We start from the raw sequence: 12708 nt of genomic DNA, 5'->3' as shown, positions 1-12708 counted from the left end.
TACATACCGACCAAGGATTCCAATATCAACATTCCAGCTGGCGCACACTCATCACAGCTATCGGTGGCACACAATCGATGTCAAGGAAAGGAAACTGTTACGACAATGCGGTAATGGAAAACTTCTTCGGACACCTCAAATCAGAGATGTACCACGGGGAATCATTCACCAGTCTGGAGACGTTCTACCACGCAATTGATGACTACATCCGTTGGTACAACCATGAACGCATCCAAAAACGACTCAAGGGCCTGACTCCGATGCAATACCGGAACCAGACCCTAAAGCCTCTAACCGCCTAGAATAAAACCAGTCCAACTTTCGGGGGCCAGTTCATGCGAGACCAGGGGCTTTTTAGTGTTCTAGAGACTAGACGTTGAAGCGGAATTCCACGACGTCGCCATCATGCATGATGTAGTCTTTACCTTCCATGCGGACTTTACCGCGAGACTTTGCCTCCGCCATTGAACCGGCGGCGTCCAAATCTTCAAAGGACACAACTTCAGCCTTGATGAAACCACGCTCAAAGTCGGTGTGAATAACACCCGCTGCCTGAGGAGCGGTATCGCCCTGGTTAATGGTCCAAGCGCGTGATTCTTTCGGACCTGCGGTGAGGTAAGTCTGCAATCCCAGTGTGGAGAAGCCAACGCGCGCAAGCTGATCTAGACCGGACTCGTCCTGTCCACTCATTTCAAGCATCTCTGCAGCTTCTTCGTCTGAAAGTTCGACCAAGTCAGCTTCGAGTTTTGCGTCCAGGAATACGGCTTCTGCAGGTGCAACGAGATTGCGCAGTTCCTGCTGCTTTTCTTCAGAGCCCAAAACACCTTCGTCTGCATTGAACACGTAGATGAAAGGCTTGGTGGTGAGAAGGTTCAATTCTTTGAGCAGGGAGAAATCTAGACCAGCTTCTTTTTGCTGGGAAATAAGGGTATGCCCCTCTTCAAGAACTTTCTGAGCCTTCTTGTATTCCTCAAGTGCGGCGGCGTTGCCCTTCTTAATCTTCACAGCCTTTTCGAGGCGAGGAATAGCGTTTTCGAGAGTCTGCATGTCTGCTAGAACGAGCTCGGTGTTGATGGTTTCCATATCGGAAACGGGGTCAACTTTGCCGTCTACGTGAATGACGTCGGGGTCGTCGAACACGCGAACAACCTGCGCAATTGCCTGCGCGTCGCGGATGTTGGCGAGGAACCGGTTGCCCAACCCTTCGCCTTCAGATGCACCACGCACGATGCCCGCGATATCCACGAAGGACACGGTTGCAGGCAGAATGCGTTCGGAACTGAAAATTTCAGCCAAACGGTTCAAGCGCGAGTCTGGGAGGTTCACGACGCCGATGTTAGGTTCGATGGTTGCGAAGGGGTAGTTCGCCGCCAGAACGGTGTTCTTGGTCAATGCATTAAAAAGGGTCGATTTGCCGACGTTGGGCAGACCCACAATTCCGATAGTTAAAGCCACAGGTTTTACCTTACCTTCTTTGATGTGCAAGCCCTAAGAATCCGGGCGAGTGAAGTATCTCTAAACCAAACTTTAGACCATGACAAATGTCAGTCTAAATCAGTGACAAAACGTATAAAGCCGGTGCAAGAAAGCGTTCGATACTTGAACCATGAAGAACGAAACAGCACTTTCAGTGCACCAAGTATCAAAGACTTTCACCACCCGTGGTGGCACTGTTCACGCGGTCCAGAACGCCAGCTTCTCCATAGGTTCAGGAGAAATTGTTGCTCTGCTCGGAGAAAACGGCGCGGGGAAGAGCACGCTCATTGACATCATTTTGGGAATTTCAGACCCCAATGAAGGCACAGTTTCTCTCTTCGAAGAGGAACGATCAACCGCCATTCAGCAAGGAAAAGTTGGCGCAATTCTTCAAACGGGCGGTCTCCTCAAAACTCTAAAAGTTAAAGACCAGATTGAAATGGTTGCCGCCACTTATCCTCACAAGGTCAATGTTGAGGCTGCAATGGAAGTTGCCGGTGTCACGGAATTTGCGCAACGGAAAATTGAAAAGTGCTCAGGTGGACAACAACAAAAAATAAAATTTGCAATAGCACTACTTGCTCAACCGCAACTGCTCATTCTTGATGAGCCCACAACTGGGATGGATGTCAACGCCAGACAAGATTTTTGGACAGCAATGCAACAGCTTGCTCGACAAGGAACCACCATCATATTTGCGACGCATTATCTTGAAGAAGCTCAAGAATTCGCAGAACGAATCATCATTATGGGAGCCGGAAAAGTACTTGCAGATCAAAGTACAACGTCATTACAGAATGCTTCTGGAACCTCTCGTATTAGCTTTGATATGAAGCAATCAGAGCAAGAAAAGCTACTCGCTGAACTTTCTCAAGATTATTCAGTGTTTGATATTGAATCTCATGCCAAAACTATCTCGCTCAGTAGCCAGAACCCTGAAGATGTGGCTCGTTATCTCCTGAACAATTATGAGATTTCGAATCTGGAAATACATAAACCATCGGTCGAACAAATCTTCAAAGAACTGACCCATAACTCATTAGCAGCTATCTAAGGACCATCATGAAACTCTCACGATTTATTGCCCTAGATATCAAACAGGCAATTTTAAACTTTTCCACGCTATTTGGCATTATTGTGATGCCCGCAGGTATGTATCTACTCTTTGGAGCAGCCCAAAGTTATGGAACCCAGCCATTTCATGATGGAAATGTCTCAGCATACGTCATGTTGGGCATGGCGGTTTATGGTGCAGTCACCGGTGCATTGTCTGCATCGGGCACCGCAGTACTAGAAATAGAATCAGGGTGGGGTAGACAACTCGCTCTTACACCCATTAGGTGGAAACATATATTGCTCAGTAAATGTGTAATCGCGCTAATTACCACCATGTTGCCCGTCATCATTGTCAATATTTTTGGTTCAATGACCGGTGCAGAAATTCCAATCGAACAGCAAATCATTTGTGCTGCGGTTACCGTGGTGTGCTGCACTATCTTTAGCTTTTACGGAATGGCATTGGCCCAGGTATTCAAAAATGCCCGTGCTGTATCTATCGGCAGCGGTTTGCTCGTCTTCTTTTCCTTTTTCGGTACAACCTTCAGTCCCCTGCCTGAAAGCATGATGAGTATTGCTCGATTTACTCCGCTTTACGGAGTCACTGAGCTGTCCCGTTTTGCTTTTACTCACGGCGACACCTTAATCACCGGACAGAACCCCTGGTTTGTCAATGAACCGCTAGCCTATGCACTCATCAATACCCTGGTATGGGGTGGCATATTTGTAGCAATCTGCCTCAAAACCAGAAAACGCGCCAACGCTCGCTAAAGTAAATTCTAAGTATCAAGAAAACTGGGGCAAAGAGTCCATGGATGTGCACAAATTTAATTTCAAAAACTTCAACTGGACCGCCGTTGGTTTTGCTGGAATCTGGTTAGCTTTCTTGCTCTACCCGCTTACCGAAGTTTGGGGTAGCCCGTCGCTTGAATCGTGGCAAAAATGGCTCGCAATAACCTCCACTTTTCTCTTCTGCACTCTCTATTTAGTGTCCTTCGGGGCCAATGATTTACTCGCCGCCAAAACTCAGCCGCAACGCACGCTCAAATGGAGCTTGCTACTGCTGATCCCAGCTCTTATACAGCTCATTTTTGTAGGACCGTGGGCAATCTATTTTTCAACTTATTTCGTTGCTAAATGGGCATTTCAAAATAAGCCTTCAGTTGGCATATCAGTTGGGTTGATCATTACTGTGGTGGGGCTTCTCAGTATCGCCTTTATTTTTCCACCAGAATTTAGAAGCAGTGGGTATAGCTTCTTTTTTGGAGCAATCTTTGTGCTCGTTATGGCGTTGCTGAACTGGAGACTAGATCAGAGAAGAGAACTCGCCAATCAACTCTTAGAAGCACAAACTTCCGAAAAAATCGCCCGGGATGTCCATGATTTATTGGGACATTCGCTAACCGTTATCAATTTAAAGGCTGAAGTAGCTGCTGTGTTAGTAGAAACAGATCCGGCTCAAGCTAAAGAAGAACTTGCGCAAATCAATACTATTTCTCGCACAGCCCTTGCCGAAGTCAGAGCAACTGTGACACGCATGAAGTCTCCTAACCTTACCGGGGAAATTGAAGCATCGAGAAGAGCACTCGAAACGGCTCAAATACGGTTCCGCTTACCCTCCTCGGATGAAGCCGCCCAAGCCGGTAATAATTCAACATTATTTACGTGGGTGCTCAGAGAATCAATCACCAATATCTTGCGTCATTCACATGCCACCGCTTGTTGGGTTTTCGTAGAACCCGAACGTATCGAAATTGTCGACAATGGAGTCAACGCACAGATCGATGAAGGAAATGGGCTAAGCGGTTTACGCAATAGAGTTCTTGAAGCAGGCGGAGATTTACATGTAGTAACCGGTTCTCAGACCAGAATCATGGTGTCAATGAACGGTAATTTCACTTCGATAGGAAACACAGGATGAGGACCATAAGACTATATATTGCAGACGATCAACAAATGATTAGAGACGCCCTGAGCGTTCTATTGAATCTACAACCCGATTTAGAAGTTATTGGAAGTAGTGGGAACGGGCAGAGCGCGCTGAGAGATATTAACCAGCTCAATCCCGATGTGGCTCTACTCGATATAGAAATGCCTGAGCTGACCGGTATAGAAGTAGCTCAGCAACTCACGACTACAGGTTCAGATACCAAATCACTAATCGTCACAACTTTTGGCCGCCCAGGTTATCTTGCCCGTGCACTTGAAGCTGGAGCCCGCGGTTTCGTCGTCAAAGATACTCCAGCAGCACAACTCGCAGAATCAATTAGGAAAATTAATAGCGGTCTAAAAGTGATTGACCCCGGGCTAGTGGCAGAAAGTTTCGCCCTAGGTCAATCACCGCTTAGCGAGCGCGAACAAGAGGTGCTTCGGACATCCCTCGGCGGGGCATCCATCGTTGCTATAGCAAAGCAACTCAGCCTCTCACAGGGAACTGTGCGAAACCATATTTCTAACGCTATGGCAAAACTCAATGCCGAAAACCGTTTTGATGCGGCTCAGCAGGCTGAACACAATGGCTGGCTTTAGTGGCTCGCCGCTCCCCCAAGATTCAACAGCACCACTCCGCCGATAATGAGGCCCACGCCCACGACCTTGGTAACCGTTAGCGGTTCGCCTAAGAAGATAGCGCCAATGGCAACGATTGCGGCGGTTCCAAGACCCGACCACATCGCATAAGCCACGCCTACCGGGATATCGCGTACTGCCTGTGCTAGCCCAAAGAAAGAAACCCCGAAGAGCCCCAGGCATAGCAAAGTCGGCAGTAATTTAGTGAATCCATCCGTATTTTTCAGCAAAGAAGTTGCCAGCAGCTCAGCACCAATAGCTAGCGCAAGAAACAAATAAGGCACACGAGCCCACTTTCGAAGAACAGTTGAATTTTTGAGGGGAAGCCTCCCTAGAAGATAAGGATATCTCTCGTGTAACCCAGATGCAAAACATGTGGTGGAGGCGATGAACGCTACCGACAAGGTTGAGTTACTACTTTGAACGAGTACCTCATATGAGGTACCAGAAAAGTTCACGAAGTACAGTTTCGAAACGGTATCTCGTGTGATTTTCTGGTATCTCACCAGAGACGTACGGGAAATTCTGCAAGGATCGGCTAATTACTCTTATTTTGTCAGTCACTCATGGCAATGTTGAACCATGAATTCTTTGACCCTGGTTCTTGCCCTAGCCCTGGCGCTCATTCTTGGTATTGCGGTGGGCTGGTTTTTAGGACGCGCGGGCGCTGGCTCATCCGGCGCCCTGCAGAACGAAAACTCCCAGTTGCGTGCCGATCTTGCGGCGGCGTCGCAAGCCCGCGATTTGCTGGCAGAACGCGTGGAATCCTTAGAAGAACGCTCCCGCGCCGATGCCGATGTGCTTCAGGCACTCGCCCCGGTCAAACTACAGCTCGCCACCATGGAAAAATCGGTGCGTTCGATGGAAACCCAGCGTGCCGAACAGTTTGGCTCAGTATCCGAGGCATTGAAGAATTCTGTACAAACACAGGAACAGCTGCGCGACGTCACCTCAACACTTTCTACCGCTCTGCGCTCCAGCTCTGCGCGCGGCACTTGGGGCGAGGCACAACTGCGGCGCGTGGTTGAAGCGGCAGGGATGACCGACCATGTTTCCTTCTCCGAGCAGGTTTCAGCCACCGCAACCAGTGGCAAAGATAAAGACCGCGTGGTCCGCCCCGATATGGTCATCTATCTACCCGGCAACAAAACTATTGTTGCCGACTCCAAAGCACCGCTGAATTCCTATTTACGAGCGCAAGATGCCGACGACGACCAGCTGAAAAAAGCCGAACTTTTGCGTCATTCTAAAGCAGTGAAATCGCATGTTGATGCGCTGGCGAATAAAAAATACTGGGCTGGATTCGAGGCTTCTCCCGAACTGGTGTTGTGCTTTATACCCGCTGAATCTGCCTTATCTGCTGCGCTGACGGCAGACCCCACGCTTTTGGACTACGCCGCATCGAAGAACGTGGCACTCGTTTCGCCGGTCTCTTTACTTTCCTCGCTCAAAGCGATTTCGTTCTCCTGGCGTCAAGATGCGCTGACCGATAACGCCCGCGAACTATTTATGCTCTCCAAGCAACTGTACGACCGTCTAGGAACAGCCGGTTCACATTTAGCGTCCATGGGTCGTATGCTCAGCCGCACGGTCGATTCATACAACGGATTGGTCGGTTCCCTCGAAACCCGCGTCTTTGTCACCGCGCGAAAAATTGCCGAGCTAGATTCGGCAAACCTCGTGGACGATTTACAGACCGAACCTATTAGCTCCACCGTCAAGCCTCTTACCGCCGTCGAATTTCTCGACGAATCCGAGACCGACTCCGCTGCCGAAACAACAAACTCAGATGCAGCGGACGACTCCTATCAGCAGTATCTAGCTGCCTTCAACAACGGCGATCTCGACGACCCAGAACCTTCATCTTTAGATGCGAGCGACCACATCCTCGATCCAGAACAATCAGCCTACGAACCCACCTTCGAAAATGTACCGCTGTGGGACCAATATCCCGAAGGCTTCAACGATGAACTCGACGACGACTACGACGGCCCCGCTATCATCACCGAGCACCCCATAGACCACGGCACAGATAGCAAAAGAGCCGCCCACCCAAACGGTGAGCAGCCCTTCGACTACGACTCATGGAACGAATAAATCACGAGATTGGATTGAAAAAGGAGCTCACGCCCTGCCCAATTCGCTTCGCTCTTACTTCCTCGCACGCTCGGAACCGCGAAGCTCATCTGGTCGGCTTCGCACCTCACATCCTAAAATCGCCCCACTGGGGCGATTTTTTAACGGATGAGGACTTCGTCGCGAAGTCGACCCGCTATAGGCTACGCCGTTAGCGGGTCGGCTTCGCACCTCGTCCTCCCAACTGATTGCTGGTATCGCCGTCATTCTTCAACGCCGCGCGCAGCTCCTTCGGCAAAGAGAACAAAATATCTTCCTTAGCGGTCTCTACCGGCTGAACATCCTGATATCCATAATCAGCCAGAAGACGCAACACGTCCTCCACCAGAACCTCAGGCACAGAAGCGCCGGAGGTCAACCCGACCGTCGCCACACCTTCAAACCAGGCTTCATCAACCTGGTTAGCAAAGTCAACACGCTCAGCACGACGCGCACCGTACTCCAGAGCAACCTCTTTCAACCGCACCGAATTGGATGAATTCGCCGAACCCACCACAATCACCAGATCCGCCTGCGGAGCAATCTCCTTGATAGCTCCCTGACGGTTAGACGTCGCATAGCAAATGTCGTCCGACGGAGGATCCTGCAGAGAGGGGAAACGCTCCCGCAACTTCGCCACAGTCTCCAAGGTCTCGTCAACGGAGAGAGTCGTCTGCGACAGCCAAACCACCTTATCGGGATCACGTACTACCACCTGATCCACCTCATCCGGTGAATTCACAATCTGAATATGCTCTGGGGCTTCTCCCGCGGTACCTTCAACTTCTTCGTGGCCAGTGTGACCAATCAGCAAGATATCGTAATCCTGCTTGGCGAACCGAACCGCCTCACGATGAACCTTATTAACCAGCGGGCAGGTGGCGTCAATCGTATTCAAAGAACGCTCTTCAGCAGCATTCACAACTGCAGGTGAAACACCGTGCGCCGAAAAGACGGTCACAGCGCCCTCAGGCACTTCTTCTACCTCATCCACGAAAATAGCGCCTTGAGATTCAAGGGTCTCTACCACATGGCGGTTATGAACAATCTGCTTACGCACATAAACCGGAGCCCCATAGTGCTCCAGCGCTTTTTCAACGGCGATGACGGCGCGGTCAACCCCGGCGCAATAGCCACGAGGGGCAGCGAGCAAAACTTTTTTCTCTCCGTTCACTGCAGCAGCCGCTTCGATCTCTTCACGAGAACGGCGCGTACGAGGCACCTGCGGAAAGCCGAGTGATACTGAAGAATCAACCTGTGTTGTGGACATACCCTCTATCCTACTGTGTTCTGAAATGGGAGCGGGCGGAACGGTTCCTGGTAGAGAGCCCCGCGATCTGAGCGGCAATACCTAACGCGACAAGCACCGCACCAATAATCAAAAATGGAGCAACATACGATCCTGCAAAACCTGAGAGCGAATGGGCGTACTGGTTAGCTAGACCTTGGATGAAGACCTGCCCTACGCTCGACGTTAAATTCAGCGAGCGAGCCGCCGTAGATATTCCCTCGGTGGCTAATGAACCGAACCACAATAACCCTCCAGCAATTAATACCGCGATGCCGATAAACAAAAGACGTCCACGAGGCCAGAGCAAGAATGCTAGGAAAAGAGCAACCGCTGCAAGAATAAGCTGTGTCTGCCAGGTTGCAGCAAAATTTTTCACACCGGTGACGACGTCGCGCAGGGACGTACCATTTGTTGCATCCAAGGTGATGAGGTGGCGGTCGCTACCGACTAAATCGGGGTCAAATCCCATAATGGAGCCAACCTGTTGGTCCACTTGCTGGTAAACCGCCGTGATGTCAATAACAGAGTCTGTTTTCGATTCGTCCAGGTTATAGGCGTGAGTGTCCATCATGACTTGATTCCATACCTGGGGGTAATTTTCCGAATCTACAACAGCCGTCGTCGCGCCTGTTACTACGCCCTCAACCCGGTCATAACCCCAGTCTTTTAAGGATCCGATGATGTCTAAGGGGTTGAACGTATCTTTAGAATCGCCGTTGCCCAAATACTGTTTGATGTTGTCAGATTGCATGACGTCGTGAGCCACGCCTTGGGCAAGCTCATGCTGAAATTCTTTGTCTTGAGCCATGTTGGCGCTGATGGCAGAAAATCCAGCGGGCTCAACAAAGTTTTTCTGAGCCCAATAGGCTGTGGCACCGCTAGCCCCCAGCAGAAGCGCCGTCAGAGCCAAAAGAACCGCCAAAAATTTACGGGCAGCGGAAAAACGCGGACGGGGCCGCGTTGCATAAGCCTCTTTCGCGGTAACAGAAGGTGCTGGTCGCCTTCTACGGTTTTCCGCTTCAACCGTAATATTGCGCCAGCTTCCTGAGTTTTCAGGAGCTCTGCTCGACGCCGCGTGAGGTCGTGAAGATGGTTCTTCCGCTGAAAAAGAACCGGAATGCTGTTGGTTCGCCATGTGTTAACCGTACAGAATCAATATCTATTTACGCTGTGAGTTGAAAGTCAACCTGCCCACGTTTCAAATTTTTTCAGGCAGAAGCTAAAAACTTTCTAAAATGTCAGTGGTCGATGCCATGATATGTGCATGAGCGATTCTCTCGAACCCACTTTGGTTCCGGATAACACAGCCGGTCCATCAGATGCTCGGCGTGATTTACCGGCGCGCGCTGCGCAAACTACCCCGGATAATCCCTGGCCGCTGCATATGCTTTCACACAAGCTCAATGGGTATATTGCACAGTGCTCCCCTACCTGGGTGGAGGGGCAGATTATCGAACTCAATAAGCGAGCGCGCGTTACCTATTTGACGTTGCGCGACGTCAATGAAGAAGTTTCGGTGCCGGTCACTCTTTTCGCCCAGGAAACTGCCCGTCTGTCCAGCGATTTGGAGCGCGGTCAGCGGGTAGTCGTTCAGCTCAAACCTGATTTTTGGGTCAAGACCGGTAGGCTGTCGATGCTCGGTCACGATATTCGACCGGTGGGTTTGGGCACCATGTTAGAGAGAATCGAAAAGTTACGGCAGCAACTCGCTGCAGAGGGGCTTTTCGAAGCTCACCACAAAAAAGCTCTGCCCGTTCTGCCCCATCGGATTGGACTGATTACCGGTCGAGATTCAGATGCGGAGAAAGACGTCATCCGCAACGCCACCCTGCGCTGGCCCTCTGTCGAATTTGAAATTCGTGAAGTAGCGGTACAGGGAGTGCACGCGCTCCGGCAGGTCACTGAAGCTCTTCAGGAGCTTGATGGGCGCGACGACGTCGACCTCATCGTGATTGCTCGCGGCGGCGGTTCTATGGAAGATCTATTGCCTTTCTCCGAAGAAGCGCTGGTAAGAGCTGTCTTTGCCGCTGATACTCCGGTAGTTTCTGCTATCGGGCACGAAGCGGATTCTCCGCTTCTCGATTTCGTTGCAGATTTACGGGCGTCTACGCCTACGGACGCGGCAAAGCGAATAGTGCCTGATGTTGAAGAAGAACGTTTGCGCGTTGCCCAAGCGAGAGTCTATTTACAACGCTCTGTAGAGCAGCTCATCGAACGAGAAAGTTACGCGCTAGAACAGCTGAGGAGTCGACCGGCGCTGGCTCAACCTGATTCGACGTTGCTTCAACGAGAAGAAGATATTGATCGGCTTCGCTCGCGGGGATTCGCTGCGGCACAATTCCAGATTAATCGAGCCTCAGACGTCGTCTTTCAGTTCAAAGCCCGGGTACGGGCCCTATCACCCCAGCACACTTTAGAGCGTGGCTATACGCTTACTCAAAAAGCTGACGGCACGCTCGTCAAAGACGCCGCAGTTCTAGAACCTGGTGAGCAGATTGTTGTGCGTGCCGCGCACGGATCGGCAGAAGCCACAGTCTCCGCCACTTACTCTTCAAATATCTCAACATCAGAATAAGGAAACATCATGTCAGATCAGAATAACACCGAACATAAAAGGGCAGCCCAGAACATCGAATTCAGCGTTTCCGCTCAGGGCGCACCGGTTGAAGAGCTCTCCTATGAGCAGGCTCGCTCAGAACTCATGCAGGTGGTTTCGCGCATGGAGTCAGGGTCTTCGAATTTGGAAGAAACTATTGCTTTGTGGGAGCGTGGGGAGCAACTTGCTACCCGCTGTGAAGCGTGGTTGGACGGCGCCCGTCAACGTCTTACTGCAGCTAAAGAGGCGCGTTCATCCTCAGATACCGAATAGAGCGTTGGGAGTAGCCCATCTCAAGTAACAGACAAAAGACCGGTGAACCCCACCAGGGACACCGGTCTTTCAGAAGAACTAGCGCTCAATCAGCGCAAAAGACTGCCTAGTTCTGCTTGTAGTCATCAAGGAAATTCCCCAGCCGCTCCAATGCGGACTTTAAAGTCTGGGTATCGGGCAAGAAAACCAGGCGGAAGTGGTCCGGTTGCTTCCAGTTGAAGGCTAATCCGTGGCTGACGAGAATTTTCTGTTCTTTCAGCAGGTCAAAGGCAAACTGCTCATCGCTGGTGATGTTGAATTTATCGGTGTCGATGCGCGGGAAGAGATACAGCGCGCCGTCCGCCTGCTTGGTGCTCACGCCGTCGATTTCGTTGAGCATCTTAAAGGAAAGATCGCGTTGCTCTTTGAGGCGTCCACCGGGCAGAATCAGATCATTAATAGACTGGTAACCCCCCAGCGCCGTTTGAATGGCATGCTGGGCGGGCACGTTTGCACACAGCCGCATGGATGCCAGCAGATTGATGCCCTGAATGTAGTCTCGGGCTGCGTATTTGGGGCCGGTGATGGCAACCCAGCCAGCGCGGTAACCGCACACGCGGTATGCCTTGGAGAGTCCGGAAAAGGTGAGGCACAGGACGTCGTCTTTGGTCAGAGTTGCCATGTTGATGGCTTCAACGCCGTCATAGGTAATTTTTTCGTAGATTTCATCGGTGAAAATGATGAGCCCAAATTCATAGGCAATATCTACGATGGATTGCAGAACTTCCTTGCTATAGACCGCACCGGTGGGGTTATTGGGGTTGATGACCACAATTCCCTTGGTGTGTTCGGTAATCTTTGAGCGGATGTCTTCAAGGTCTGGTTGCCAGTCGTCCTCTTCCGAGCACAGGTAATGCACCGGAGTTCCACCGGCGAGCGCAGTGGATGCCGTCCACAGCGGGTAGTCAGGGGTTGGAATAAGAATTTCGTCGCCCGGATCTAACAGTGCCTGCAAGGTCATGGGAATCAGCTCGGAAACGCCGTTACCCAGATAAACGTCGTTAGGTTCGAGGTTCAGAATTCCCTTGGTCTGGTAGTACTGCACAATGGCGGTACGCGCCGAGTAGAGACCACGTGAATCAGAGTAGCCCTGCGTTTCGGGAAGGTGCTGGATAATATCCATCATGATGGCATCTGGGGCTTCAAAGCCAAACGGCGCGGGGTTACCGATATTGAGCTTGAGAATACGGTGCCCTTGTGATTCCATACGCTGAGCTTCATCGAGTACCGGTCCACGGATATCGTAGAGAACGTTTTGAAGTTTTGCGGATTGTTTAAAAGATGCCATAGTGCC

Annotated in this window: 13 protein-coding genes; 8 read left to right on the top strand and 5 right to left on the bottom strand. The window is 50.9% G+C overall.

Going from position 1 to position 12708, the window contains the following annotated elements; translation table 11 throughout:
* Positions 1-302 (top strand): IS3 family transposase (locus A7E48_RS00960; RefSeq protein WP_141669323.1); only part of this gene is annotated, 302 nt, incomplete at its 5' end.
* A gap of 67 nt (positions 303-369) precedes the next feature.
* Here the strand turns inward: A7E48_RS00960 and ychF are convergent.
* Positions 370-1455: a redox-regulated ATPase YchF gene (gene ychF, locus A7E48_RS00955; RefSeq protein WP_068168274.1), complete on the bottom strand. Its 1086-nt coding sequence runs from the start codon at positions 1453-1455 to the stop codon at positions 370-372.
* A 151-nt stretch (positions 1456-1606) separates the two neighbouring features.
* Here ychF and A7E48_RS00950 point away from each other — a divergent pair, with 151 nt between their 5' ends.
* Genes A7E48_RS00950 through A7E48_RS00935 form a run of 4 tightly spaced genes read left to right on the top strand, consistent with a single transcriptional unit; the run spans position 1607 to position 5061 of the window.
* Positions 1607-2530, top strand: a complete 924-nt coding sequence (locus A7E48_RS00950; protein WP_068168271.1) for an ABC transporter ATP-binding protein — start codon at positions 1607-1609, stop codon at positions 2528-2530.
* A gap of 8 nt (positions 2531-2538) precedes the next feature.
* A complete protein-coding gene (locus A7E48_RS00945) occupies positions 2539-3303 on the top strand; it encodes an ABC transporter permease (RefSeq protein WP_068168269.1) in 765 nt (254 codons plus the stop codon).
* Between the two features lie 40 nt (positions 3304-3343).
* Entirely contained in the window at positions 3344-4453 is a 1110-nt protein-coding gene (locus A7E48_RS00940; protein ID WP_068168266.1) for a sensor histidine kinase, read from the top strand.
* Complete coding sequence (locus A7E48_RS00935) at positions 4450-5061, top strand: response regulator transcription factor (protein ID WP_068168262.1); 612 nt, start codon at positions 4450-4452, stop codon at positions 5059-5061. The genes A7E48_RS00940 and A7E48_RS00935 overlap by 4 nt, the downstream gene beginning before the upstream one ends.
* On the opposite strand, the gene A7E48_RS00930 is transcribed toward A7E48_RS00935, so the two are convergent.
* Positions 5058-5384, bottom strand: a complete 327-nt coding sequence (locus A7E48_RS00930) for a multidrug efflux SMR transporter (RefSeq protein WP_068168259.1) — start codon at positions 5382-5384, stop codon at positions 5058-5060. The genes A7E48_RS00935 and A7E48_RS00930 overlap by 4 nt on opposite strands.
* Before the next feature lie 298 nt (positions 5385-5682).
* Between A7E48_RS00930 and A7E48_RS00925 the strand changes: the two genes are divergently transcribed.
* Positions 5683-7197: a DNA recombination protein RmuC gene (locus tag A7E48_RS00925; RefSeq protein ID WP_068168256.1), complete on the top strand. Its 1515-nt coding sequence runs from the start codon at positions 5683-5685 to the stop codon at positions 7195-7197.
* Between the two features lie 190 nt (positions 7198-7387).
* Here the strand turns inward: A7E48_RS00925 and A7E48_RS00920 are convergent, their stop codons facing one another.
* Both A7E48_RS00920 and A7E48_RS00915 read right to left on the bottom strand, forming a co-directional pair.
* Positions 7388-8485: a 4-hydroxy-3-methylbut-2-enyl diphosphate reductase gene (locus A7E48_RS00920; RefSeq protein ID WP_068168252.1), complete on the bottom strand. Its 1098-nt coding sequence runs from the start codon at positions 8483-8485 to the stop codon at positions 7388-7390.
* A gap of 10 nt (positions 8486-8495) precedes the next feature.
* Positions 8496-9641, bottom strand: a complete 1146-nt coding sequence (locus tag A7E48_RS00915) for a hypothetical protein (RefSeq protein WP_068168250.1) — start codon at positions 9639-9641, stop codon at positions 8496-8498.
* A gap of 129 nt (positions 9642-9770) precedes the next feature.
* Between A7E48_RS00915 and xseA the strand changes: the two genes are divergently transcribed.
* Positions 9771-11081: an exodeoxyribonuclease VII large subunit gene (xseA, locus tag A7E48_RS00910; protein WP_068168247.1), complete on the top strand. Its 1311-nt coding sequence runs from the start codon at positions 9771-9773 to the stop codon at positions 11079-11081.
* 9 nt (positions 11082-11090) lie between these two features.
* A complete protein-coding gene (locus tag A7E48_RS00905; RefSeq protein ID WP_068168244.1) occupies positions 11091-11375 on the top strand; it encodes an exodeoxyribonuclease VII small subunit in 285 nt (94 codons plus the stop codon).
* 106 nt (positions 11376-11481) lie between these two features.
* On the opposite strand, the gene A7E48_RS00900 is transcribed toward A7E48_RS00905, so the two are convergent.
* Positions 11482-12702, bottom strand: coding sequence for a pyridoxal phosphate-dependent aminotransferase (locus A7E48_RS00900; RefSeq protein ID WP_068168241.1), 1221 nt, complete (start codon positions 12700-12702; stop codon positions 11482-11484).
* Between the last annotated feature and the right edge of the window lie 6 nt (positions 12703-12708).

The organism is Rothia sp. ND6WE1A (genome assembly GCF_001683935.1).
In the GTDB taxonomy this organism is placed as follows: Bacteria; Actinomycetota; Actinomycetes; order Actinomycetales; family Micrococcaceae; genus Rothia; species Rothia amarae.
The sequence above is the reverse complement of the archived record's forward strand: the minus strand, read 5'-3'. Positions and strand labels throughout refer to the sequence as shown.

Coding starts and splice junctions, on each gene's coding strand:
- xseA (WP_068168247.1), top strand. CDS start 9,771: ATGAGCGATTCTCTCGAACCCACTTTGGTTCCGGATAACACAGCCGGT.
- A7E48_RS00925 (WP_068168256.1), top strand. CDS start 5,683: ATGAATTCTTTGACCCTGGTTCTTGCCCTAGCCCTGGCGCTCATTCTT.
- A7E48_RS00920 (WP_068168252.1), bottom strand. CDS start 8,485: ATGTCCACAACACAGGTTGATTCTTCAGTATCACTCGGCTTTCCGCAG.
- A7E48_RS00935 (WP_068168262.1), top strand. CDS start 4,450: ATGAGGACCATAAGACTATATATTGCAGACGATCAACAAATGATTAGA.
- A7E48_RS00900 (WP_068168241.1), bottom strand. CDS start 12,702: ATGGCATCTTTTAAACAATCCGCAAAACTTCAAAACGTTCTCTACGAT.
- A7E48_RS00945 (WP_068168269.1), top strand. CDS start 2,539: ATGAAACTCTCACGATTTATTGCCCTAGATATCAAACAGGCAATTTTA.
- A7E48_RS00905 (WP_068168244.1), top strand. CDS start 11,091: ATGTCAGATCAGAATAACACCGAACATAAAAGGGCAGCCCAGAACATC.
- A7E48_RS00940 (WP_068168266.1), top strand. CDS start 3,344: ATGGATGTGCACAAATTTAATTTCAAAAACTTCAACTGGACCGCCGTT.
- A7E48_RS00915 (WP_068168250.1), bottom strand. CDS start 9,641: ATGGCGAACCAACAGCATTCCGGTTCTTTTTCAGCGGAAGAACCATCT.
- A7E48_RS00950 (WP_068168271.1), top strand. CDS start 1,607: ATGAAGAACGAAACAGCACTTTCAGTGCACCAAGTATCAAAGACTTTC.